Annotated in this window: 20 protein-coding genes; 7 read left to right on the forward strand and 13 right to left on the reverse strand. The window is 37.5% G+C overall.

Annotated elements, in window-relative coordinates:
* The 3 genes from ACEN33_RS02575 to ACEN33_RS02585 form a co-directional block, all read left to right on the forward strand.
* The coding region (locus ACEN33_RS02575; protein WP_407094487.1) for a transposase at window positions 1-506 on the forward strand (506 nt) is incomplete at its 5' end.
* Between the two features lie 295 nt (window positions 507-801).
* Complete coding sequence (dcm, locus tag ACEN33_RS02580) at window positions 802-2,106, forward strand: DNA (cytosine-5-)-methyltransferase (protein ID WP_407094488.1); 1,305 nt, start codon at window positions 802-804, stop codon at window positions 2,104-2,106.
* A gap of 144 nt (window positions 2,107-2,250) precedes the next feature.
* Entirely contained in the window at window positions 2,251-2,796 is a 546-nt protein-coding gene (locus ACEN33_RS02585; protein WP_407094489.1) for a hypothetical protein, read from the forward strand.
* A 448-nt stretch (window positions 2,797-3,244) separates the two neighbouring features.
* Here ACEN33_RS02585 and ACEN33_RS02590 read toward each other — a convergent pair whose 3' ends face one another.
* Window positions 3,245-3,886, reverse strand: a complete 642-nt coding sequence (locus ACEN33_RS02590; protein ID WP_407093518.1) for a pentapeptide repeat-containing protein — start codon at window positions 3,884-3,886, stop codon at window positions 3,245-3,247.
* A gap of 136 nt (window positions 3,887-4,022) precedes the next feature.
* On the opposite strand from ACEN33_RS02590, the gene ACEN33_RS02595 reads away from it, so the two are divergent.
* A complete protein-coding gene (locus ACEN33_RS02595; RefSeq protein WP_407093519.1) occupies window positions 4,023-4,457 on the forward strand; it encodes a GNAT family N-acetyltransferase in 435 nt (144 codons plus the stop codon).
* 139 nt (window positions 4,458-4,596) lie between these two features.
* Here ACEN33_RS02595 and ACEN33_RS02600 read toward each other — a convergent pair whose 3' ends face one another.
* Window positions 4,597-4,710 (reverse strand): IS3 family transposase, encoded by a 114-nt coding sequence (locus tag ACEN33_RS02600; protein WP_407094510.1) that lies wholly within the window; start codon window positions 4,708-4,710, stop codon window positions 4,597-4,599.
* A gap of 137 nt (window positions 4,711-4,847) precedes the next feature.
* Window positions 4,848-5,216 (reverse strand): transposase, encoded by a 369-nt coding sequence (locus ACEN33_RS02605; RefSeq protein ID WP_407094490.1) that lies wholly within the window; start codon window positions 5,214-5,216, stop codon window positions 4,848-4,850.
* Between the two features lie 1,054 nt (window positions 5,217-6,270).
* On the opposite strand from ACEN33_RS02605, the gene glnA reads away from it, so the two are divergent.
* The 3 genes from glnA (at window position 6,271) to ACEN33_RS02620 (ending at window position 10,014) form a co-directional block, all read left to right on the forward strand.
* Entirely contained in the window at window positions 6,271-7,617 is a 1,347-nt protein-coding gene (gene glnA, locus ACEN33_RS02610) for a type I glutamate--ammonia ligase (RefSeq protein ID WP_407094491.1), read from the forward strand.
* 289 nt (window positions 7,618-7,906) lie between these two features.
* Window positions 7,907-8,782 (forward strand): diaminopimelate epimerase, encoded by an 876-nt coding sequence (dapF, locus tag ACEN33_RS02615; RefSeq protein WP_407094493.1) that lies wholly within the window; start codon window positions 7,907-7,909, stop codon window positions 8,780-8,782.
* An 11-nt stretch (window positions 8,783-8,793) separates the two neighbouring features.
* Entirely contained in the window at window positions 8,794-10,014 is a 1,221-nt protein-coding gene (locus tag ACEN33_RS02620) for an LL-diaminopimelate aminotransferase (RefSeq protein WP_407094494.1), read from the forward strand.
* A 433-nt stretch (window positions 10,015-10,447) separates the two neighbouring features.
* Here the strand turns inward: ACEN33_RS02620 and ACEN33_RS02625 are convergent, their stop codons facing one another.
* From ACEN33_RS02625 to ACEN33_RS02670, 10 genes are all read right to left on the reverse strand, one after another.
* Window positions 10,448-11,116, reverse strand: a complete 669-nt coding sequence (locus tag ACEN33_RS02625; protein ID WP_407094495.1) for a helix-turn-helix domain-containing protein — start codon at window positions 11,114-11,116, stop codon at window positions 10,448-10,450.
* A gap of 376 nt (window positions 11,117-11,492) precedes the next feature.
* On the reverse strand, window positions 11,493-12,866 hold the full coding sequence (locus ACEN33_RS02630; protein ID WP_407093526.1) for an NAD-dependent succinate-semialdehyde dehydrogenase: 1,374 nt from the start codon (window positions 12,864-12,866) through the stop codon (window positions 11,493-11,495).
* A gap of 632 nt (window positions 12,867-13,498) precedes the next feature.
* A complete protein-coding gene (locus tag ACEN33_RS02635) occupies window positions 13,499-13,621 on the reverse strand; it encodes a hypothetical protein (RefSeq protein WP_407094496.1) in 123 nt (40 codons plus the stop codon).
* Window positions 13,622-13,778: 157 nt separating this feature from the next.
* Entirely contained in the window at window positions 13,779-16,652 is a 2,874-nt protein-coding gene (locus tag ACEN33_RS02640; RefSeq protein ID WP_407094497.1) for an SNF2-related protein, read from the reverse strand.
* A gap of 647 nt (window positions 16,653-17,299) precedes the next feature.
* On the reverse strand, window positions 17,300-18,529 hold the full coding sequence (locus ACEN33_RS02645; protein ID WP_407090743.1) for a dihydrolipoamide acetyltransferase family protein: 1,230 nt from the start codon (window positions 18,527-18,529) through the stop codon (window positions 17,300-17,302).
* Between the two features lie 13 nt (window positions 18,530-18,542).
* Window positions 18,543-19,580 (reverse strand): alpha-ketoacid dehydrogenase subunit beta, encoded by a 1,038-nt coding sequence (locus ACEN33_RS02650; protein WP_407090744.1) that lies wholly within the window; start codon window positions 19,578-19,580, stop codon window positions 18,543-18,545.
* A gap of 26 nt (window positions 19,581-19,606) precedes the next feature.
* Complete coding sequence (locus ACEN33_RS02655; RefSeq protein ID WP_407094498.1) at window positions 19,607-20,677, reverse strand: thiamine pyrophosphate-dependent dehydrogenase E1 component subunit alpha; 1,071 nt, start codon at window positions 20,675-20,677, stop codon at window positions 19,607-19,609.
* A 13-nt stretch (window positions 20,678-20,690) separates the two neighbouring features.
* The gene (gene lpdA, locus ACEN33_RS02660; RefSeq protein ID WP_407094499.1) at window positions 20,691-22,034 is read right to left on the reverse strand and encodes a dihydrolipoyl dehydrogenase; all 1,344 of its coding nucleotides are present in this window, start codon (window positions 22,032-22,034) and stop codon (window positions 20,691-20,693) included.
* Window positions 22,035-22,069: 35 nt separating this feature from the next.
* Window positions 22,070-24,667 (reverse strand): ATP-dependent Clp protease ATP-binding subunit, encoded by a 2,598-nt coding sequence (locus ACEN33_RS02665; RefSeq protein ID WP_407094500.1) that lies wholly within the window; start codon window positions 24,665-24,667, stop codon window positions 22,070-22,072.
* A 234-nt stretch (window positions 24,668-24,901) separates the two neighbouring features.
* Complete coding sequence (locus ACEN33_RS02670; protein WP_407090748.1) at window positions 24,902-26,704, reverse strand: sigma-54-dependent Fis family transcriptional regulator; 1,803 nt, start codon at window positions 26,702-26,704, stop codon at window positions 24,902-24,904.
* Window positions 26,705-26,741 lie beyond the last annotated feature (37 nt).

A 26,741-nucleotide genomic window follows, 5' to 3' on the forward strand; every position in this document is an offset into this window, starting at 1 on the left:
AAGATCGGGAAGTTCAGTATTTTTCAATGCCTTATCAAGCACAATCATGGTCGAAACCCCGTCGTGTCTGTATTCGATCAATCCGTGAAGCAGGAGAACTCCTCTTTCAACACGCATTCATTGTGACTAATCTATCCGATAATGTCTCACCTGAAGTCATATTCTCTCTTTACGGCAAGCGAGGGACAATGGAGAATTTCATCAAAGAAGCGAAAGGTGGCTTTTATTTCGATAAAACAGATAGTCCACGCTTCTTAGAAAATCATGTCAGAATGATGATTAGTCTGCTTGCATACAACCTCATCAACTGTCTAAAGACTATCGGCTTTGATAAAAAGAACCAAGGGATGACTATTCATTCCATCCGACTAACATTCCTTAAAGTCGCTGGCAAACTTGTGCAAACAGGCAGACGAGCCTATCTAAAATTGTCGAGTTATCATGTGTATCAAACTGAATTCTATAGGGTCTTCGAGCGCCTACGGCGATCCAGTCAATGGATTTAAATCAGTCATCACGTTAATTTTTTGAATCAATCGTCTACAAGGGAGAAGTATGCCTTCAAACAAACAAGAGAATCGTAAGAAGGTTCATTTAGTTAAAATCTACTTCGAGAACGCACTATTTTGTAGAAAAATTTCCAATTTTTCCAAGAACGATTAATTTATTCAAGAAACCAGCTTAAATTATAGAGGTATGAATTATTCAGGTATAATAAAGATTTCGTGAAAATTTATAAAATTAATGATACTGAATTCCTTTTTGATTTCAGTAATCGAGTTTAGGAAGGATTTGATAATTGTGCTTAATATAGTTGAAACGTTTAGTGGGGTGGGCGCACAATCCGAAGCACTTAAGCGCGCTAAAATCCCATTCAAAGTTTCTGCTACCGTTGAATGGGAACTAAGCGCGATTTATGCATATGATATCTTGCATAATGGTCCTCAGGATTTAAGTCTTTATCGTCATCATAATAAAGGATCTTTATTGAAGGAATTGGCTCAATATAATTTAAGTTCTAACGGTAAAGAACCCATGACTGAAAAAGCTTTATCTGCTTTAACTGTTGGGCAACTAAAAGCAATCTATCATTCATTAATAAACAATAATAATCTTGTGGATATTACTTCAGTTTCTGCAGATGATTTGGACGATGATATTGATATCTTAACTTATAGTTTTCCTTGCCAAGACTTATCAGTTAGCGCTCGATGGTGGAATAATTCAAGTGGATTAGATCGGGATTCTGGAAACCGCTCAAGTCTTTTATGGGAAATTGAACGACTATTAATTGAATTTAAGGAACAAAATAAACCATTCCCTAAATTCTTACTCATGGAGAATGTTACAGCAATTAGATCTAAAGCTCACATTGAAAACTTTAGAGTATGGACTAATTTTTTAGAAGATTTGGGATATGTTAATCAAATTTATGATTTAAGTGCAACCAATTTCGGTGTACCTCAATCAAGAAAACGAACATATATGATTAGCGTATTTGTTGGGGATGATCTAGAGATTGAACAAGAGGTTATGAACTATTTCCTATCAAATAATCTTGAGCATATCAAACTCTCCGCAGAAAGTATCAATCCAATCAGTGATTACTTAAGATTAGATTATTCAGTAAAGCATTATCTTGAGGAAGCAATTCATGCTACACCGAATTTTACAGCTTCTCGAGAAAAAATATTTAATAACAACTTAAAATTAGCAACCGATAGTCAAGCAGATAACTCTTTGATTGCTCGTACTATTACTACAAAGCAAGATCGTAATCCCAATTCTGGTATTATCGCTTATGACAAGAACCCTTTAGTTGAAGGAACCAGATATCGAAACCTAACACCTAGAGAAGCCTTTTTGCTTATGGGATTCACGGAGGAAAGTTTCGATAATCTAACAATTAAGAACCCTTCTGAAGACGTAAAAAAAGCTTTTCTAACGCAAGCTAAGTTATTAAAGCTAGCTGGAAACAGCATTGTAGTTAATGTCCTCTGTGGTATTTTTAAACAGATGGATTACATAAACACCCATATTCTTCCTCAAGATGACAAGGAATCCCAAAGTTTATCCGACTTTGGTTTAGAAATTAATATACTATAATTCTTAATAAACGCAAACGAAGTTAGGCGCTCTACAAATTTGTAGAGCGCCTTGTTTTATTGGTGGCATTTCTTTGAATATAATTATTGATCGCGATATTAAACTATGAGATCATTAATAAAACGAAATAAAGAAGGTATTATTATGGATATATTGAAAATTCAAGAACTGTTAAATCAGCAAGAACAAATTAATGCTGAAATAAAACAACTTAATCAAAAGTCTTTTGAAATTAATGAAGAATTAGAAAATTATTTATTAGAAAAAAATGTTCCTAAAACTAAGTTAGGTAAAAGACAATTATTAGAATCACTAGGTTTTACTGTTAGTACAACAAGTAAAAATGGCACTCAAGTTAGCATTATAAAAAATGCCTTAGTCGAATACACTGTGCTATTCAAGCAAAGCAAGTATTATTCCGAAAGCTCGCATAATGCTTGGTATACCTTTAATTCAGGTATTGAAAATTATATTGATTTCGTAATACTCGAATACTCAACAGGAACAGAAAAAACAATTTACTCAATTATAGATAAAATATTATTCTCTGAAATTGCTGAAAAGGCTAAGAAATTTCCTGATGGACGATTTAACATCTACATTCTAGGGGATGAAGAAAAGGCAAGTGTTCATAACAAGACAATAGATCTTACAGAAACATTGAATAATTTCGATATTCTAAGAAAATAATTTTCTATAGCCTAACAAATCCTTATGTCCTTCTTTTCATGAGAAAAAATATTGTATTTAGACCAATTAAACGAGTATAGAAGCTGAGCTATTTACAGTCATCTATACTCGTTTAATATTTTTTTATTTTATAACATCTCCTGATTCTTTATCAAAGAAATGTACTTTATTCATATCAAAAGCAAGTTCCAACGTATCACCTATATGGTACTTGATTCTAGAGTCTACTTTTGCTTGTAATTCAACACCGTTTTGTTCAAAGTATAAAATAGAGCTAGTAAATAATTCAAAGAAAAGTGGCTAACTTAAACTTGAAATTTACGTAATATTAATATATAAGGTACAACACATAGTTATTTATAAATCCATATAAAAAGCCACCAATAAAATATAGAATCTCAAATTAGTGGCACTTTTACTAAAATAATTTCATGGATAATACTTTCCCCTACACCACTTCTACCCCCATCAACCCAACCAAGCCTAAGGCTTGTTCTCTGGACACTTGGCAGCCTTTCAAGTCTTCGATGGCGACTCGGATTGAGTCAAAGTTTGATGTGCTAAGGTTGATGCCTTTTAAAGGTGTATGATCAAAGGTAATGTCATTGAGTTCACACTCTTCAAAGTTGACTTGCTTTAGTTTACATTCAAAGAAGGCTGCTTCTTGAAGTGACGACTCTTGAAAGTAGACTCGCACTAACTTTGAATCCGCGAATGTAGATAAGTTTAAGATTGCCTCTTGGAATAGTGTGTCACCTAACATGGTTTCAGAGAACTGAGTTCCGAGTAACTTACAATTTTCAAACTCTACTCGGTGAATGGATGCTTGGCTTAGATTTACATTCGAGAAGTCACAGCCGATAAAGCGCACATCAGTCAGATCTGCATCACTTAAATCCATATCGTTGAATATACCGTCACGAATGACGCAATTATATAATCGCACTTGTTCCACCTGAACGGTTGTAAAGTCAGGTTCATTCAAATCATAGCCATCTAGTTCTAAGATATAATCGTGGGGTTGGTATAAGTCTTTTAACTCTTTTTCTTCTATATCCGCTTGTATTACTGGTCGTTTAATTCGCATCATCTCGCACCCTTCTTTTTACTTATGGCTATTGTAGCATAGGCTCTATCTTTTTCTCATCCTTCTTTGATTATCAATTGCGACTCTTTGCGTATTCTGTTAGACTTTTTCTTATTAGTCATTTAAAGGAGGTCACCCGATGCTTATAAATTTAGTAGACAAGGATCCTGATGTAATAAAGGCTGTCGCTGATTTGTGGTTAATTGTGAATTTGGAAGTGCATGATTTTGTTGACCCAGCCTATTGGACCAGTCATTATGATGATGTGCTTTCAGCTTTTCATGAGGCGAATATGGTGCTTTATCAAGAAGACAACCGACTGTTAGGCTTTATTGGTATGACGGGAGACTATATTGCGGGTATTTCTATTGAGAAGGAGAGTCGCCACAAAGGCATAGGAAGCCTGTTGTTGACTTATTTAAAAAGCCAACACAAATCTTTGACACTTTCTGTTTATTCACGCAATTCGCAGGCGATACAATTTTATAAAAGGCATGGTTTTCAATTTATTGAGGAGTGCTTAGATGAAGAAACTCACGAGAAAGAATGGCTAATGACCTGGACAGCAACTTAGATTATCAAAGCCCCCAACCAAACTCAATATGAACTGCCCCCTGTCAAGTAGACAAGTAAATAATAAAAATGGTTAAGGCGAATCTTTAGATTCGTCTTTTCTTTATATAGGTTTGGATGCCCATCCATTTCATTAAGTGCTAGACACACTTATGATTAACGGCGGCTTGTTGGAAGTGATTTAAATAAATAGTCCTACGACGATAGCCATAAATTCCATTACATGTTTCATGTGCTTCTTGAATGAATACCATTAATTTTTTTAAGAGCAATTCTATATGTGATGGTTGACGTTTTAACTATTTATAAAAGATCGATTGGCTCACTTTTAATGCTTGGCACAGCCAGATTACTTTTTAGGCTTTTTCTTCGTAAGTCGTTTCTTTTCCTTTCACAGATACACCTCTGGCTTTGAATTGTAGGATTGAGACTCCCCACCATTAGTATACCTAAAAATCCAGCTACGAATCGTTTTCTGAGATGGAACATTATATTTAATTGCCAGTTCATTGATGGATATCTTATCGACCAGGTGTTCTTGTGCCACTTGTTCTCTAAATTCCGATGAATAGTGTTGATTCTCATTCGGTGGTTGGAGGCTATCAATGCCATGTTGTTGATAGAGCCTCACTTCAAATAAAAAGTATGTATTCTCATACTGTAGTCCTAAATTCTTCAACATAGGAAAAGTCATACCCTCTAAATATTGAAGAATATAAAATTCCAGTTCAGCCACTGTATACTTCATATTTGAGTACATAAAAAATCCCCCTAAAGTAGTTTACTTTTTTAAGTGTCTACTTTAGAGGGAGCATATCATAAACTCTTCATATAATTTAATCACCTTTTAGGCACTATAAATCTGCTCTCTTCTCACTTCGACTTAATTCCACAAAGAATCTTTAGGCCAAGCAATAGACCGCTCATATTCTTGTGTTCCTTTAGAATATCGAATCTTCGAAGTTTTCGACGGCGAGCGATCAAAACATTTAATACTTACCTTGTGATGTACCTTAAAATACAGGTTCCTACTTCTCGAAAGATGACCTCACCTTTTTCATCTAGCTCCATTGTATAAGTGGACAAGACCTTTTATTACAAGAATAGTTGGTTGAATACAATACGCCAATGAAAAAGGTTAGAGAAGTATCACTAATTTTATAAGAAGCATTCACTCTCTTATACTCAACTTTAGATAAAACGAGTGCACCAAATTCAACTCCAGTAAATCTCCGGTGTAAGCGAAGATTTAAAACTGTCTTCATTTTCTACAATTGGATTTATTTCTAGGATATTTACGTGCACTCCTACTCATAATAAGCACTCCTTTAATCTGATAACCAAGGTACACGTTAATTACATATTAACAAAAAACTAAATATCTTCATTGCGCATCATCCAATATCCCAAAATCTTCTTCAACCACCTTATAAATATCGACTTACCAATCTAGTCTGCATAAGCTAATCCATACCTTACCCCCATCTTCTGACAATTTTATATCCTTTTAACAAAAAAACTTTTTTTCTCCTTAATTTTATTATTTTCAATCCTTATACTTGTAATTAGTTGAGGCAATTAATGATTAGTTTTATGCGATTTATAAATTAATTTTCTCAATTAAATACACCTTTGTTTTTTGTTATATTATATAACGATGTTATCCTAATTTTGGTTAACATTATCAAAACAGCCTTTTTTCGCGTTATATTTTATAACACCATCTGTCATAACTGACTTGTTTTGTGTATTTTTTATGGATATAATCTAACAATACTAAATAATATTATTAATATTTTATTGGAGGGTTTTATATGACGACGACTTGGACAAAAGAACGAATTATGGCAGATGCGAAAGAAAATAATGTAAAATTTATCCGCTTAATGTTTACCGACATCTTAGGCACGATAAAAAACGTAGAAATTCCTCTGTCTCAATTAAGTAAAGCTTTAGACAACAATATGACCTTTGATGGTTCATCAATAGAAGGCTTTGTACGAATCGAAGAGAGTGATATGTACTTGGTACCTGACTTACAAACTTGGCTGATTTTTGATTGGAATATTGCAAGCGATGATACCAAGCGCATTGCCCGTCTGATCTGTGACGTTGAGACATCATCTCGTGAGCTATTCTCAGGGGACCCTAGAAGCAACTTGAAACGTGTTCTGGAAGAGATGGAAGAACTCGGCTTCTCTGACTTTTACTTAGGCCCCGAAGCAGAGTTTTTCTTATTCAAGTTAGATGAAGAAGGGAATCCAACGATGACATTGAATGATCACGGTGGTTACTTTGACTTAGCGCCGACAGATTTGGCGGAGAACTGTCGCCGTGATATTGTTCTAGAACTAGAAGCTCTTGGCTTCGAGATTGAAGCGAGTCATCACGAAGTGGCCGATGGGCAACATGAGATCGACTGGAAATACGCTGATGCGGTGACGGCTTGCGATAATATTCAAACTTTCAAGCTCATTGTTAAGACCGTAGCTCGACGCCATCATCTTCATGCTACGTTTATGCCGAAACCGCTTTTTGGCATCAATGGTTCTGGTATGCACTTTAATATGTCACTCTTTACTGAAAGTGGTAATTCTTTCTACGATGAAAGTACGCGGTCTGGCTTATCTAAGACAGCCAAGCATTTTATTGCAGGTCTGATGGAATACGCACCGGCCTTTACTGCCGTCTGCAACCCAACCGTGAACTCCTATAAACGACTGGTCCCTGGCTACGAGGCCCCAGTCTATGTGGCTTGGAGCGAGAAAAATCGCTCCCCATTAATTCGTATTCCAGCAGCTCGTGGCAACTCAACCCGTGTTGAATTAAGGAGTGTCGATCCATCGGCCAATCCTTATCTTGCTCTAGCGACGATTCTTAGCGCTGGATTAAAAGGTATTAGAGAAGAACTCGAAGCACCGGCTCCGGTTGATTGCAACATCTACAGCATGACCGCTCGCGAGCGTCTTGACCAAGGGATTACAAGCTTGCCGGGTTCATTACAAGAAGCCATACATGAATTGAAAGCTTCAGACCCAATCTTGGATGCTTTAGGGCCGCATATCTCTACTAGCTTTATTAAAGCCAAAACAAAAGAGTACGAGGAATATGCCAAATATGTCTCACCATGGGAAATTGAACAATATTTTACTAATTATTAAAACATGATTAGTAATTAGTTGACGTCAATTAGTATCAATGTTACTCTATAAAAAAGGTTTTGTGCGAGGCGCGGTTGACATGAGGACTTATGGGTCTGGGGGGATATCGCCGAAACGAATTATCGTTGGTTAGTCATCATAATAGGTGGCTAACTGTTCAACTTAACTGCCAGTTAAGCTGATTGTGCAAGCAATTACCGGGCAAAAGTATACCACTCTTCTACTGGAAGGATCATGGACTTTTGTTCGTGGTCCTATTTTTTATTCACTAAATTAAGGAGAGAGTGTTATGACAAAATTAACAAATAAAAAGGCCATTCCCTTTACAAAAATGGAAGGAATTGGCAATGACTATGTTTATATTAATGACTTAAAGGAAGAGATTGAAGATCTAGCAGAATTAGCAATTCAAGTAAGTGAACGACACTTTGGCATTGGTAGTGATGGTCTCATCGTGCTTCGCCCATCTAATAAGGCAGATTTCCAGATGCGGATGTTCAACCTAGATGGCAGCGAAGGTCGGATGTGCGGCAATGGCATCCGTTGTTTAGCCAAATTTATCTACGATAATGGCCTTTGGGATCAAGAATCGATTGAGATTGAGACACTAAGTGGCGTCAAAACCGTCCAGCTCATTTTCAATGATCAAGGTGAAGTCACAGGAGCTCGGGTCAATATGGGCCAAGCAATTATCGACACGGCCTTGATTCCAATTACGGCAGAGGAAGACCAATGGATTAATCAGGCCATTACAATCGCCGGACAAGCTTATCCAGTGACTGGTGTATCGATGGGGAACCCTCATCTCGTTATCTTTCAAGAAAATATCAAAGACTTGGACTTACAAGCACTTGGACCTCGCTTTGAATATGACACGCGCTTTCCTGAACAAATCAATACCGAATTTGCCCACGTTCACAACCGGCAAGAAATTAGCATGCGCGTGTGGGAACGTGGGAGTGGCGAGACTTTGGCTTGCGGAACCGGCGCCTGTGCGGTTGCGGTCGCCGGGGTGTTGAATGGCCTTACTGAAGAGACGGTTAAGGTGAACCTCTTAGGGGGAACACTCACAATCACATGGGATCGGAGCGACACAGGGCATGTTTATATGGAAGGCCCTGCCCGCACTTCATTCACTGGTCACTACTTTCCACAAGTACATTAGGAGGATTTATCATGCAAGCAAATCATAATTATTCAAGAATTTCTGACAGTTACTTATTCTCAACCATTGCTCAAAAAATTGACACTTACACTCAACTAAACCCTGACAAAGAGATTATTCGTTTAGGCATCGGGGATGTGACCCAACCCCTTGTTCCAGGAATCATTCAAGCCCTCCATCAAGCGGTGGATGAACAAGCTTCTACTGATACTTTTCGTGGATATGGCCCTGAAGGCGGTTATGACTTTCTGAGAGAGGCAATAGCCCAACATGATTATCAAGAAGTTGGCCTGTCAATGGATAGCAGTGAAGTCTTTGTATCAGACGGCGCCAAAAGTGATATCGCCAACTTGCAAGAATTATTCGCACTCGATAGCGTCATCGCCATGGGAGACCCTATCTACCCTGTCTACATCGACAGCAATGTACTCACAGGTCGCTTGGGCGAATGGAATGAAGAGCTTGGTCAATGGAGTGAGCTTGTCTATTTAGAAAGTCATGCGGAAAATCACTTCCGACCTGCCCTCCCTACTGAGAAAGTTGATGTCATTTACTTATGCTACCCCAATAACCCGACTGGGATGACTCTAACGAAAGATGAACTGCAACAATGGGTCGATTTTGCCTTAGAAAATGAAAGTTTAATCCTCTTCGATGCAGCTTATGAAGCTTATATTCAAGAAGACGGTATTCCTCATTCCATCTATGAATGTGAAGGTGCCGAGCGTTGTGCGATTGAGGTCCGTAGTTTCTCTAAGAAAGCCGGTTTTACTGGCTTACGTTTGGGATACTCCGTCGTTCCAAAAGCACTGACTTTCCAAAATATGAATTTGAACCAAATGTGGCACCGCCGTCATTCGACCAAATTCAATGGCGTCCCTTACATCATCCAAAGAGCCGGTTGGGCTTGTTACCAAGAACCTGCCAGGACACAAATCGAGGAAAATATTAGCTATTATATGGAAAATGCTCGAATGATCAAGGAAGGTTTGAAAGAAGTAGGTGCAACCGTTTATGGTGGCGACAATGCACCTTATATTTGGCTTAAAACGCCAGTTGGTGTCTCATCCTGGGAATTCTTCGATCAGTTATTGGAAAAAGTTCAAGTAGTGGGAACCCCAGGGGTAGGATTTGGACCAAGCGGTGAAGGATACTTTAGACTGACCGCCTTCAATACCCGCGCTAAAACTGCAATAGCGATTGAGAGATTGCAGAAGTATTATAGTGAGTAGGGTTTAGAGAGTGTAGGCGATTTTGTTAGTAGATTAAATTTTGATATAATGATACCCCCAAAGGTTAGATTTTAGTCTTACTTTGGTTCTTTGTCAAATAGTGTTGGTGAATATTTAAGGCGATAGATTTAGTTCTATCGTCTTATTTTTTGATGTAAGTTATTTCGCGATCTGTTGGATTGGAGGATATTCTTTTATAGAGCCCCTTCGTCACAAAAATACAATGGGCGTACAGATTCAGCATTAAGTTGTTGAAGTTGGGTTGAGATTAAAATACGACACCTTAAGTGACCGTAATTGCGATAACCTTAGTCAGATCGTTTGATTATCTAGATTTTATTTACGGTGCCTTCCACAACGCTATTCGAGAGTGTATAAGTTAAGCTGTTTTTAATATCTAACGCGTAGGAAGTTAAGGTTCGAAACGCTGTTCTCACCTTGTGTGGGAATACCTATCCATGGTGATGGTTTTTACCTGCCGCCGTTCTTCCAGTGAGAGCCGTAAGAAATAAGCCCTTAAATACAGTTGAGTTCGGCCTTCAAGGATCTCCACCATTTGATGTGTCGCGTTATTCATTAACAGACACGACATTGCCCCAGGAACATTTTTAACCGATTTAAATTCATCGATCGTCAAGTGGGACGGTAAGCAACTGGATTTAGGATTTAGGTTGTCCCCATAGGTTTTTAATTGACGGATGACCGTTGTAGTTGAAACATTCAGGTGTTGGGCGATGAAGGTCATGGACTGCATCTGAGCTAATTCTTCAAGGATGACATACTTCACCGCATTAGAAATAAAACAATGCCGACGAGTTAAGGGAGTGACGGCCACTGTGGTCCGACGGCAATGTTTACACAAATAGCGTTGTTTCTTTAACTTTAAATAGACAGGTTGAAAGTTGTATTGTCCCAATAAAACAACGGAATTCATCGTACCGTTTCGAATGATATCGTGACTACTTTGATTTAGACAGCCACAATGAGAACAGGCTTGAGGCAGATGATCGAGATCCCCGTCACCGTGAGGACTTTTCGATGGGTCACCTTCACATCCAGGGACGTCGATTGAGCCGATGGCGGTAGAATGTAAGTAAGCCATGTTGATTTCCTTACTTATGTGTTTGGTCGTACTTACATCATAGCGGAAATCACTGGCTTTTTGTGTATACAAAAATAGTGCGGGTGATTTCTCACCAACACTAAAAAATATAAAACCAAAAAAACAACCTCACACTAAAAAGCATAAGGTCGTTCTGATTGGATGTAAGGACTGATTTCTAAGATCTATTCACTATTTAGTACGACATGGGAAACGATATGATTAATTAAATTGTGCCAAATTTCTACAAAAAGTAGTCTTTTGAAGAATTATTTGGTATGCCTATTATTCTACTGATGTCTCTCTAAATAGTACTTGATTAAAAGTAGGGATAGGACCTGGTTTACAAGTCCTATCCATTATATTATAAGGTATTTTATTGTTTAGGTGTATAAATTAAATGTTCATTTAAGAAAGCAGTAAAGCCTAATTCACTTAATTCACGACCATAACCTGAGTTTTTAACGCCTCCGAATGGCAATTCTGGCAGTGAGGTCCAACCAGAGTTCATAAAGGACATCCCTGTCTCCACTTTTTCGGCAACTTTGCGAGCGTGGTCTAAATCCTCACCATAAACTGAACCACCAAGCCCATAACTAGAATCGTTGGCTAACTCTACCGCCTCATCTTCATCTTTAACTTTATGAACGATAGCCACGGGACCAAAGATTTCTTGATTAAAGATTGGGTTGTCTTTTGTAATATCAGTCAATATCGTTTGCATTACAAAGTTACCTGGATGGTCAATCGGCTCGTTACCATAAACCACTTTTGCTCCATTATCAACTGCTAATTGAATTTTTTCTAAGACCTCTTCCTTCGCTTTTGCTGATGATAGTGGGGCTAAGGTTGTTTCTGGATCCATTGGATCTCCCCATTTAGCTCCTTTGAAGCTTTCAACTAATATCTTTAAGAATGCATCGTAATTTTTCTCTGTCACGATGAAACGTTTAGAAGAAGTACACACTTGCCCGGCATTATTCAAACGTAAGCCTGGTAGTAATTCTTTTAGGCCATCTAAGTTCGCATCATCCAAGACGATAAATGCATCATTACCACCAAGTTCTAAGGTCGATTTCTTCAAGTTACGCCCAGCAATCTCAGCAATCGTTGCTCCCCCACGTTCAGAACCTGTTAAACAAACACCTGAAACACGCGGATCAGCAATCACTTTAGCAACTTGATCATAATCTGCGAATAAGTTCTTGTAGGCTCCTTCTTGCCCGCCAGCTTCTTTTACTAAATCTTCAAAAGCTTGAGCAGATCCTGGACAGATGGAAGCATGCTTAAGAACCATTGGGTTACCTGCTACATAGTTTGGTGCGAATACGCGCATAATTTGGTAGTAAGGGAAGTTCCATGGCTCCACTGCCATAATCACCCCTGTTGCTTGGCGCACGACATAAGCGTCTCCTGTATCTGTTTCAAAAGGAATTGGTTTCAGGAATTCGTCAGCCTTATCAGCATAGTATTCTGCAATGGAAGCAGATAATTCGACTTCACCCTTAGCTTCTTCGAATAATTTACCCATATCTTTTGTCATAATCTCAGCGTATTTATCGATATCACGACGTAAAATTTCAGCTACTTTATATAAGACCGCTTTTCTATCTTCTAATTGCCCCTCTTTGCGCCATTGTTTGTATAACCTGTGACCATTCTCTAGATGTTTCTCAATCTCTTGATCCGAAATATTTTCGTATGTCTTCAAAACCTCGTTAGTAAAGGGATACTTTGTTTGATATGCCATAAAATAATTCCTCCTTAGAATAATATATATTTTTATTATAACACAAATGATAGCGCTTGCTAGTATTTGGCTCCTAACTCACTATGTTAATTTATAATCACCTATAAATTTATATAATTCATTGTAAGAGGTTTCATTAATAATTCTAAAACGAATAATATTTTTTTATGCTATCAATCTCTAAATTAAAATCCGTTATAATACATCCATTGCCACATGTCACTACTTCCGTTACAATCCGAAATAACTCCCTATATGTATTTGTAAATTAGAAAATGGAGCGTCGTGAGTGGGTGCCACGGTCTGCTTTCTAGATTTCGGTGCGTAGCAGGAGGGTGCCACGCTAAAGTTTGACAAAACGGATCATTTCGAAGGGTCGCGACGCCCTCAAGCCTTGAAATCAAATAATCTAGATAAAAAAACTACCAGTAACTTTCCATAGTCTCTAGCAGTTTAGTTGTTTTAATCTTAGCATCTAGTTATTTTTAATCATCCAGGACGAATACACCCGTTCCTAAGATAATTCCTCCGTGACGGTTGCTAAAGTAGCCAGTAATATTTGTGGACTTGAGATAGAATATTCTTCACGATGATGTTTCCTAAAGCAATCAAATCAATCCCAACTTCTTCCGCTAATTTACCTTTTTCAACAATGTTCGCAATGACTCTTCGAAGCTACTACGCTTCCCCGTAGGACTATCTAACGCCTCTTCACCAAATGTATCTAAACCAAACTGTAACTTATTTATATTCATATAGTAACCCCATCTCTGTGCTGTTTTTTATTATGCACATCATTCTAATTGTTATTTGAATTTGATGTAGTCAACAAAAACCCCACTCTGTTGATTAAACAACAGAGTGGGAAGGGTGTGGAAGAGATTACTTTAACTTGGCTAATTCTTAGACTAACTAGGCTAATTGCTCGACTCTTTGTCTTTCAATCTCAAACACTTTCTTCTTCAGCGAATCTTCAGACACAACCGTTGCATCTTGTGCTTGACGTCGATCAAAAGCATCTGACACAAGCGAATCATGCGCATATTGGTTAAATATATCAGACTTCTCGACAAGTATTTCTAACATTGTTTCATCAATACTTGCTTCAGTCAGCAGACGATATACAATAACATTTTTAGTTTGTCCCATTCGATAAACTCTACTTATCGCTTGGTTCTCAGTAGATGGTTTCCATTGTGGTTCGCATAAAATAACAATATTGGCTGCTTGAATATTTAATCCTACTCCCCCAGCTTCTATTTGACTTAAAAGTATCTTCCCATCTTCAGCTTCAGTAAATGCATCGATCATATCTTGTCGTTGGTTGGTAGAAACATCTCCAGAAATCATACCCACTACATCTTCTCCAAGTAGATTCAGTAATTTGTTTAAAACAATTTTAAAATAAGAGAATATTAAAACTTTATCTCCATTTTCTTTCGCTTCCAAGCAAATATCCATTAATTGTTTAACCTTTTCTGAATGTTTAGGTTCATCACCGGCAAAACCAGCCCGCCTCATCTTCATTAATCCACTAAGTCCTAATGACACAGCGTGATTATAATATTCCTGCTCTATTTCTGAGAAGTTTGACCATAGTTCTACCATTTCAATTTCAGGTAGCTCTTTCAAAACCTCATCTCTTTTTCTTCTTAAGTAGACATAAGAAACAAGTTGTTTAAACTTTTCAGGATCATAATCAGCAAAATCTCGATCGATGCGTCTAACTAATTTAGGTTTGAGATACGAAATCAACTTCTTCATCTCTTCTAAACGATTTTCAATAGGCGTTCCTGTCATATATAAATGATATTTTGATTTTTTAGCTAGTGCATTGACATTTTTGGCCCGCTTAGTCGCTTCATTTTTTATGTAATGAGCCTCATCCACTATGATTAAGTCTAATTGCTTCAACTTGTCATCATTTACTAAATGGTGAGTTTGTTCAAAGTTTGTTAGTAAAATACCACCTTGTTCTTGCCATTTATTCAGCGAAATTCTCCTCAAATCTCCTCGATATATATAGGTTGGTAAATCAGACCATTTTTCAATTTCTCGTTTCCAGTTTGCCAACACACTAAGGGGTGAGACAACTATTGAATGTTTATTATTATCTAAATACAGATGATTAATCATCGCAATACCTTGAATGGTTTTTCCTAATCCCATCTCATCACCTAGCAAAGTACTTTTATATTGCAAAGCATACTTTGTCCCAAATTCCTGATATGGTCTTAAGGTAACTTTTAAACTATCTGTATTAAGTGGGTACTGATTTACTTTTTCAACTATAAAAGAAGGCAGATCATTTGGTGAATATGTTTTAGTTCCTCCAATAACTCTATCTAACATAGCAAAATAATTCGCACTATTTTTCTCAAAATCTTTTCTGATTTCATTTGTTGTTAACTGTACGAGTGGAATGTTTTGCACTTCACTAAATTGTTCAATAAATTGTTCTAAACTGTTAAACAGATTTTCCTTGTATTGAGTGATATTATGTTTAATATCATCGTTATAAAATTGTCGTTTATAGTCGTTTGCATCTTTTTCAGCTAATATCTCTAAGATCGATTTCACTTGGGTTAACGGATTTTTAGCTTTATTAACAATATCTCTTTCAAATTTTCCCAATTGTTGGCGGTGGTGGAGGTGCCCTAGAAGTTCGATTTCCTCCTCAGATAGATTATTTGACCTCAATTGGGGGTAAAAATCTTTTTCCATCGTCTTTACAAAAATATTTAACTGATTTATTAAATCATCATAGTCTTCCTCTGATACATTATCTTTTAATTGCTTTAATTTATCAGATTCCTTTTTCAAACCACCAATTGTTGTGATACCAATTCTATCCAGTTCATTAATAGGTAACACTTTCTCACTATTAGCTTGTAATACTTCAACCATCATGGAGTCTAATTTATGAGGAATTTGTATCTCTTTTGTCTTATTCCAGCTTTCTCTAATGCGTTTTTCAATGACTTCCTCATCAAATTCCATCATTCGATATTCAAGCTCTGCAACTTTTTCAGCAATAAGTTTATTTAATAAATCTCCTTCCTTTGTGTCATATTCAATAACCGCCAAGATTCTTTCCATGTATTTTGAGGGATTTAAGTTGAAGTCGTTGCGCACCTCTATTTCACTGACTGATATTTTATCGAGAAGCTGTAGTTCTCTTTCGAGCGTCTCAATTTTATAGAAATTTGCCATGAAATTCTCTCGCGAATCATTAAGTTTTTTCTTAATTGATCCTCGTTGGAAGAATTTCATAAATGCATTCTTATCATGTTGAATAATATAATCGAGTGAGTTTTTTAACTCTACTATCATTGGCATATACTCTTTTTCTATATTAATTTTTTTCACTTTGATGGCATCTGACACGAATAAGACTGTCAGCAGTTTGAGTTTTTGTTCTGATATTTCAGCTCCGATCATTTTAGGAAAGGTATTCAATACTAGTTTGTCTGATAAATTTTGCTTTGCTAATGATATATTATTAGCAGAGTAATTATTGGGCATTATCTTTGAAATAACTGACAATGCTCTTTGATTGAAGGGTTGATTTTCCACTTTTAATTCTTTTGAATGTGTTTCAAATAATGAAAGTATAACATTAACTGGTAATACATCCACCTTATCTTTTACAGCTTGATTTCTTAAATCGGTTGCTAATGAGCGAACATTATAATCAGTAAATAAGTCGTCTGATTCAGTTAAAAGCTTTTCAATGTCAGTGATTTTACTTTTATATTCTTTTGCATTTTTATAACTAATATCCATACCCTCACGCCCTTATAATTTATTATAATATCAATTGCTATCATTGTATCAAGATAATGAGAAATAAAATAGTTAAATAATGACGGATTGTATAATGATATTAGCAATCTTTAAAACTCAATAAAAAAAACGCCACAAATCAAATTTGCAACGTTTCTACAATATTAAATTCGCCATATCAGTATCTAAAATATCTGCATAACAGCACGCGCCTTCTTGGAAACAATGAACCGATTCAATACTACCTAAGCTATTTGCCAAGGTAAAACTATCACCCCTTCAAAATTCATATATTCCAGTATCGCTGTCACTAATCCTAACCTCATATATCCACCTACTCTTTATATTTTACATTGCTTTGTAATATAACTATGACAATAAATCCGGCAAGTTGCTACTAATCTCAGTACATTTTGTTAAAACTGGAGCAGAGGGTCGTAAAGCGCCGCCACGGACCAAACTGTCTAAAGTAGTAAGTCATTTCGTACCTAATTACTCAAACCTCTTCAATATCGAAACCCTATCAAGCATTGAGAAAACTATTAAAATCCATGGATACCTCACAATCCTCATTCAATCAAAAAGCAACAGAACTAACAAAATTGGGCTAGTTCTGTTGCTTTCTTTACGCTTATTCTCTTTTATTTTTATAACATCAATCTGTATGGGTCATTAAGGTATTCAGATACTGTCTCTAAGAAACGAGAGGCTGGTGCGCCATCAATAATTTGATGATCATAGGTTAAGCTTAATGGTAATTTTTGATGAACGGTGACGGTTCCTTCAGTGTCTAACGCAAGTTCATCGCTTAAAGTACCTACTCCGAGTATTGCTACTTCTGGCAGATTAATGATTGGAGTAAAGTACTCAATATTAGCACTACCTAGATTCGTAATAGTGAATGTTGATCCTGAATATAAGTCTCCTGGTAAGCTACCATTTCGAGCTTGTGAAGCAACGCTTGCGATGGTAGAACCAAGTTGAGATAAAGTCATTTGATCTGCCTCTCGAATGACTGGAACAACAAGGCCTTCTTCGATGTCTGTTGCCATACCAATATGAATAGCTTCTTGTACTTCATGGATTCCATTATGATACCAAGCATTCAATTCTCTGTTTTCTTGTAAGGCTAATATCACCGCTCTTGTCACTAAAGTATTAATCGATAATTCACCTTTATTTAGTGGACGAGAGACTTTTTCTTTTATCTCTTTGCGGAAAGCCATTAAGTTGGTTATATCGACTTTTCTGTGGTTTGTTACTTGAGCTGTTGTTTGAACACTTTCCATCATTCGTTGTGCAATCGTCTTACGCATCCCACTTAAGCCAATACCCCATGTAGCGGTATCCTTACTTTGAACACTTGATACGACTTTTTCACTTGGTACATATCTATCAATATCTAGACGCGTAATACGATGATTGCCACCCGTTCCGTTAACATCCGAGAGATCAATCCCCTTCTCTTCAGCCATCTTACGAGCAAGAGGTGTTGCAAAGATTCGCTCACCATCGCTTCCTTGATTACGTGGTTTACTGCTCGTCTCTTCTTTCGTTGAAGCACTTGAAACTTCTTCAGATGCTTCTTCTGGAACATCTGGAACATCCTTATCCTGTTCGTCTGATGCTACTTCTTCACCTTCTTCACCTACAATAGCTATAACTTCTTTAATGGGTAGAACATCCCCTTCTTGTACATTGATTTTCAATATAGTACCACTGACGGGTGATTCTACAGGACTTGATAATTTTTCAGAACTTATCTCTGCAATCACATCTCCTGTGTTTATTGCATCTCCTTCATTGAAATACAGTGTTTCAATGGTCCCTTCTGTCATCGTTAAGCCCAAGGTAGGCATTACAATATTTTTTGCCATTTATACTCCCCCCTTATGCTCTTGCTTTGAGATCATCGATTAATTCAGCTGCTTCTGTTAATACTTTTTCCGCATCTGGTAGATAAAGTGCTTCTAGATTTGTTGCGAACGGTGTAGGTGTATTTGGTGCACAGATGGTTTTGATAGGGCCATCAAGATAATCAAAAGCTTTCTGTCCTACAACCGATGCAATATCTGTAGCTGTATTGTTATGAGGGTTTGCTTCATCAATAACAATTAAACGATTTGTTTTCTTAACAGATTCAATGACCGTTTCTTGATCCCAAGGTGCTACTGTCCGTAAATCAATAACTTCAACAGATACTCCATCTTTTTCGAGAGTCTCAGCCACATTTAAAGCCACATATAACATCTTTCCAATGGTTACAATCGTTAAGTCTTCACCTTCACGAACGACATTTGCTTTTCCAATCTCAACAGTATAATATTCTTCTGGCACTTCTCCTTTGAGTCCATATTGAGTTTTATCTTCAAAGAATACGACTGTATTGTTATCTTCAATCGAAGCTAAGAGTAAGCCTTTCGCATCATAGGCTGTCGCTGGGACCACACACTTGATACCTGGAATCGATCCTATCATTCCATAATAAGACCCAGAGTGTTGTGCTGCGGCTGAAGCTCCGGCACCATGGTTTGTCCGAACAGTCATTGGAACAGTTGCTTTGCCTCCAAACATATAACGCATTTTTGAAGCTTGTCCTAATAATGAGTCAAAAGAAAAACCAATAAAATCATTAAACATTAATTCTGGAACAGGTCTTAAACCAGTTGCTGCCATTCCAACAGCTGCACCCATATATCCCATCTCGGATAGCGGGGTATCAATCACTCGATCTAAGCCATATTTTGGTCCTAAACCTTTCGTAACTCCAAATACCCCTCCCCAAGCATCTTCATTCTGCTCTTCCAAGTGAGGGATTGCGGTTCCTCCGTGAATATCTTCTCCTAATAGAATAACATTCTCATCTTTTTCCATTGCTTGGTCTAAAGCCTCGTTAATTGCATTCATAAAGTTAATTTGTCTGGTCATTGTATTGTCTCCTTTCTGTGTTTAGGTTACTCAGCAAAAACATCTTCATATAAAGATTCAGGTCTTGGTTGTGGACTCTCCTCTGCAAACTTAATAGCATCTGCGATGTCCGCTTCAGATTGCGACCGAATGTCATCTAGTTCTTCCAGTGTGAGCAGTCCATGTTCCACTGCATAATCTCTAAATATATCCAGAGGATCCGTGTCCGCTAATCGTTTTTCAAAGCCATCTTCTTTGTTTTTATAATTTTGTTCATCACCTTCAAAGTGACCATAATTACGGAATGTAACACATTCAATTAGAGCAGGACCTTCTCCTTTACGAGCGCGTTCAATATATTCTCCTGCTACTTCATATACAGCCATTAAGTCCTTACCATCTACACGAACACCTGGCATATCATAAGCTGCTGCTCTTTCAGCTATCGTATCCGATGCCGATGCATACCACTGTGGTGTTGACTCAGCAAAGAAGTTATTCTCACAAACAAAGATAATAGGTAAATTCCAGATTGAAGCCATGTTTAAACACTCGTGGAATAACCCTTCGTTTGAAGCCCCATCTCCAAAGAAACAAACTGCCACATTGTCTTCTTTTTTATATTTGATTTTCATTCCTGCACCAGTTGCCAGACCGAATCCTGCACCAACCATTCCGTTAGCACCTAGAATCCCTTTATCCACATCGGCAATGTGCATTGATCCTCCTTTACCTTTACCTAAACCAGTCTCTTTACCAAAGATTTCTGCCATCATACCGTTGAGTTCGCCGCCTTTAGCAATACAATGACCATGACCACGGTGAGTAGAAGTAATATAATCATCATCTGTCAAGTGAGCGCAAATACCCGTCGCAACAGCTTCCTCCCCAGCATATAAGTGCACAAATCCTGGAATTAGCCCTTGTGCGAAGAAACGTCTCACATTGTCTTCAAAATTCCGGATATTTTCCATTGTCTGATACATGTCTTTCGCTTTATCTGCAGTCACAGCCTCCGCGGCAGCTTTGGTTGATGTCCGAATCTCTAGTTGTACCAAATCTTTTAATGCCGTTTCGCTACGCCCTTCTAATTGTGGAATTGATTTTTCTTTAACCATTATTTCTTCCTCCTTATATTTCTCTTACAATCGCTTTAGCAACATCTTGAACAAGTTCAGAAACTGTTGGATGTGAGTAAACCGTTGAGGCTAGTTCATAGATCGTACCTTCTGCTTCTACTAGTGTGAGTACTTGGTGTAATATTTCTGTCGCCTCTGGACCACAAATAATTGCTCCAAGAATCTCGCCAAATTTACGTTCGACTATTAACTTAATAAAACCCTCTGTCTGATCGACTGCAATTGCACGACCATTAAAGCCGAATGGCAATTGAGATATTACAACGTCATAACCTTGCACTTTAGCTTCTTCTTCAGAAAGACCGAAGGTCGCCACTTCAGGATGTGTAAAGAGTGATCTAGGAACGTGACAATTGAGGAGCGGACGTTCTTTCATCTTATTCATCGCCCGAACAGCTTTAATTCCTTCTGTACTGGCTGAATGAGCTAGTGTATAGCCACCAATCACGTCACCAACAGCGTAGACATGAGGTTTCGATGTTTGATAATATTCATCCACTGCTATAAACTTACCTTGCTCATCAAATTCAAGATTCATCGCTTGAGCTAAGTCTATATTCGGTTTACGCCCGGTTGCGATGAGTAATCGATCATAGGTATATTGCTTATCACCTTCCAGTTCAACGGTGTTATTTGTAACGTTTTTAATAACCACTTCCGTTTCGACTGTCATCCGGTTCTTTAACTTCTGCTTAATGATTTTTCTTGCATCTTTGTCTTCTGTGAGTAGAATGTCTTTGGCAACTTCAAGCATGGTCACCTCAACACCCAGTGCTTCCATTGCAAAGGCCAATTCAACTGCAATGACGCCACCGCCAATAATCACTAACTTCTCTGGTAATACTTCCATTGAGAAGAAGGTATCTGTCGTTAGATACGGTTGTGAACTTAACCCAGGTATCGGTGGTATAAATGGTTGACTTCCTGTTGCTAACAACACATCTTCATAAGTGATTTTTTCGCCATTGACTTCAAATGTATTATTTGAGGTATAAATTGCCTCCCCTTCAATAAAATCAATATTTAATGATTTAAATGTAGAGTGAATCCCTTTTTGTAAACTTGCGATGACTTTATTTTTTCGCTCGTATAGTTGAGTAAAGTCCACGCCACTCAACTCCACCTGCATACCATTTTGTTGTGCTTTACTTATGGAATCAATCCAGTGAGCATGCTCTAAATAAGCTTTACTCGGGATACAGCCAACATTCAAGCATGTTCCTCCAATAGCTTGGCGCTCAATTACCGCGACACTCTTACCCAAACGAGCTGCTTCTTCCGCTGCAACATAACCACCTGGACCCGCACCAATGACCAATACATCATAATGCTTCAAATTACTTTGCCTCCTTTTTTAAAACGCTTTCAAAATTATTCATTTTCTTTCTCCAAATAACTAAACCTTAATTGACCGTTATTAAGCTTTACGAATGCCCAAGTATCTGAGATAATATCTTGTTTTATTAATTCCCTGGCTAGAGGCGTTTCCAATTGATCAACGATAAATCGTTGAAGAGGCCTCGCACCAAGTGTTGGATCATAACCATTTTCTGCAATCCAGCCTTTCACTTCTTCAGATACAACTAAATCAATCCGATAACGATGTAAACGCTGAGCTAAATCAGCAATCATTAAGTCAACTATGCTGTACATATCATCCAAGGTCAGTGGATTAAATAATAATATATTATCAATTCGATTTAGAAACTCGGGTCGGAAATGATGTTTCAGTTCATCTTTGACTTCATTTTGAACTTTTTCGGATATTTCCTTATCTCGCTCTAACCCTTCGAGCAACTTCAGTGATCCGATATTACTCGTCATAATTAGGATTGTATTTTTAAAGTCAATCGTTCTCCCCTGTGAATCCGTTAATCGCCCTTCATCTAGAACTTGTAAGAGAATATTGAACACATCTGGATGAGCTTTTTCTATTTCATCGAATAAGACTACGGAATAGAGTCGGTGCCTTACTGCTTCTGTTAGCTGTCCCCCTTCTTCATAGCCTATATAACCTGGAGGTGGTCCCACTAATTTGGCTACAGCATGCTTCTCCATAAATTCTGACATATCCAAGCGAACCATCTCTAGCTCACTACCGAACAAGACATCTGCCAGTGATTTAGCAAGTTGAGTCTTTCCTACGCCGGTAGGACCTAAGAATAAGAATGAGCCGATTGGATGGTTTGGATCTTGAACGCCCGCTCTAGACCGGATGATAGCTTGAGCCACCTTGTCTACAGCTTGATCTTGGCCAACAACACGTTGCTTAATAATTTGATCTAATTGCAATAGCCGTTGTCGTTCATTTTCCATAACCCCTTGGACTTTAATCCCTGTTAGTTTCTCAACAATTTCTGCAATATCTGACTCTTCCACTGTATGTCGAATGAGATATAATTCATCGATATTTGCTAGTCGTTGTTCTTCTAAGGCTTCTATCTTTCTATTAATATTAGGAAGAAGTAGTTGAGTAATCTGTACGTACTCGTCTAATTCACCTTTTAGCTGAGCTTCTTTAGCTAATTTTAATTGATAGATTTTATCTTCATTCAATTCTTGTAACTGTTCAATGATCTTTTGTTCAACTTCCCAATGCTTTATTTTCTGATCTAACCGAGCGTTTAATTGATCTAAGTTACGACTTAAGTCTTCTTCAACGTTTTCTGTAAAGCCCTGTTCTTGTTTTAGTTTTTCAATCTTGACTTGAGTGATCTCATCTTTTAATGTTTGGATTTGTGCCGGCATACTCTTTATCTGAATATGTCGAACAGCACTTGCCTCGTCCATCAAGTCAATGGCCTTATCCGGCAGGAATCGATCGGTCATGTAACGATTCGAGAGATTCACAGCGGCTATGATGGCATCTTCAGTAATCTCAACTCCATGATATACTTCATAACTGTCCTTCACGCCTGATAATATATCAATCGCTTCATCAACAGGTGGCTCTGAGACATGAATTCGTTGGAAACGCCGTTCTAAGGCTTTGTCTTTTTCAATATTCTCCCGATATTCATCTTGAGTTGTTGCTCCTATACAGCGAAGCTCACCCCGAGCTAACATTGGCTTGAGAATATTTCCTGCATCCATCGAACCTTCGGTCTTACCTGCCCCTACAATCGTATGAATTTCATCAATGAACAAAATAATTTTATCATTTGAATCTCGCACATCATTTAGAACAGCTTTTAACCGTTCTTCAAATTCACCTCGATATTTAGCACCTGCAACAAGTGAGCTCATGTCTAAGTTATAAACGACTTTATCCTTCAAGTTATCAGGAACGAGTCCTTGTTCAATCTTTTGTACCAATCCTTCGACAATCGCTGTCTTACCTACACCAGGCAGCCCGATTAAAATAGCATTATTCTTTGCTTTTCTTGACAAGACACGAATAATTTCTTCAATTTCTTGCTCCCGTCCAATAATCTTATCAAGCTTACCTTGTTGGTACCGTTCATTTAAGTTTGTTGAATACTGATCCAATGCGTGATATACCATCTCTTGGTTCTCAGAAGTTGCTCGTTTCCCCTTACGAACCCGATTCAGTTTTTCTAATATAAGATCACGATCTATATCATTTTTTAATAAGAATGCTGTGATTGGATTATAGTTTTGATTCATCAGTGCCAGAATAAAATGCTCAGAACTACAGATTTCATCGCGCAATTCTTTCGCTTCTTCTTTTGCACTTTCAATTAAACGATCGTACCTCGGCGTCTGCTGCTGAGCGAATTGACTATCACTCCCTCGACTCACAGGTAACTTATCCAATTCCTGATTAATGAGTTGTACCATCTCATTAATATCAATCTCTAGTGATTCATAGAAATCAAACACAAAATGTTTAGGTTGCATCCAGACTGACCATAGATGAGGGATATCAACTTGAATCTGTTGTCTTTCTTTAGCAAGCGTCTGCGCATCGCTAAATGCTTGAATTACATTATTAGTAAATTCATTCATTCAGTCCAGACTCCTTTCCGTTAATGTATTATTGCGTATAATTTTTGCTTTATCATCGCTCCTTTAATGATGTTTCCTCTCTACTTAATATATAGCAATTTCCGTGCCAACTTTTGAAAAGGCGATATAAACTACGTTGACTCATTGAATAAAATACTTTATGTAACAAGGTGCAACAATTTGTTTCAATTGGTGTATCCTGTGTCCTATGTGGAACAAGGTGAAACAGTTTATCTATATTACATCTAATTGGTATTTCTTAATCTTGCGATAGAGGGTAGTTCGTGACATATTCAAAGCTTTCGCAGCGTGACTCTTATGATAATTATATTCTTCAAGTGTTTGAAGAATTTTTTCTGCTTCATTTTTAGGTTGTATATTTTTTTCTTGTTCTATTTTCACCCTAAGGTTACTTGGTGCTTGTGGAGCACTAAAGGTGGTCATTTCAATTAACTCTTTGATGACAGGCAAGCTAGGTTGTTCGATAGGATAGAACATATACAACCGTTCAAGAAAATTGTTAAACTCTCGAATATTCCCATACCAAGGATAGTGTTTCGTTATGTCGAATAATTCTCTCTTCCACGTAATTTGCCACTTTTTCTTCTGGCAGAATGATTCAATTAATGGAAGTAAATCTTCTGTTCGTTGACGTAAAGGTGGTATTTGAAGTGGAATGACATAGAGTCGGTAGTATAAATCTTCTCTAAAGCGACCTTCACAAACGGCAGTTTTCAAATCCTGATTAGTTACTGTCACAATTCGAAAATCAACCGTGTAAGATTTATTGCTACCAATCGGTGTCACCTGTTTTTCTTCAATCGCACGTAGTAATGCGGCTTGCATTTTTAAAGACATACTGTCCACTTCGTCTAAGAAGAGTGTGCCTCCTTCTGCTTGTTGCATCTTACCGCTATAGCCTTCCTTGCTCGCTCCGGTAAATGCCCCAGCCGCATACCCAAACAACTCACTTTCTAGTAAGTTTTCACTAATTGAACCACAATTTAGACTAATTAATGGTCCATCCTTATATGGACTATTATAGTGAATCGTTTTGGCAATAATCTCCTTACCAGAACCTGATTCACCTCGTATATGAACGGGTACAGTACCCTCAGCCGCCTTATAAACTTTCTCTAAAAAATTCTGATAAGCCTTATTCTCTGATAGTACACCTGGATAATATTTTCTTTCTGTATGATTATTGGTATAGAATTGATACTTATAACCAATCAGCTCCTGATCATACAAAAGGGACTCAACATTATACAGACCGTCATATTGATGACAAAAAGCTTCAATATCAATACCTAGAGATAGTTGCTTATACCTTTCCATTTCAGTAGGAAAGTAAACCACTTGCTTGTGCTCATTGCAAAGCACGCTATGATTATCAGTACCTACTACATAAGTCATTAAAGCTTGCTGCTGCTTGATTCGACGTTGGAATAAACGGTTCATGACTCGCTCAGCAATTAACTGTGTAACACTTTGGTGTTCAATATGATTATTCTTATAGGTGGAAATATCTAATATGCCTACTAGATGATCCCCATCAAATATGGGACATGCAAAACAACTCCATTCATGCGATGCAACTGCATAGTGCTCAAAACGAGATACCTTTTGACTCATCCTTTTTGATATAGCGAGTGATATCGCATTTGTTCCCACATCGAGCTCGTTCCACCGACTCCCCTCAAAGAAGCCAATATTATTTGCTTGATCAATCGCTCTAGCGTTCCCTTGCCTCCAAATAATATAGCCTTCTGCATCGGTTAAGATAAACAATGATTCACTTTGATTTAAAATTTTAGATATCTTGATAATCTCTTCTTCAACTAAATCAATTAATAGTTTATGACGCTTCTGTTTCATTGATAATTGGTCATAACGTAATACTGTATTACTAACCATTTGAAACGGATTTAAATCCTTTTTGCGACATACTTCCCATGAATTAGCTATTTTATCCGGTAATGCATCAGGATTAATTACTTTTTTAATGACAAACTCTTTCCACAATAATTCGTTCAACGTTCATCACCCCTCAGTTATATTATAACTTGCTCTC

The organism is Ruoffia sp. FAM 24228 (genome assembly GCF_045528575.1).
Classification (GTDB): domain Bacteria; phylum Bacillota; class Bacilli; order Lactobacillales; family Aerococcaceae; genus Ruoffia; species Ruoffia halotolerans.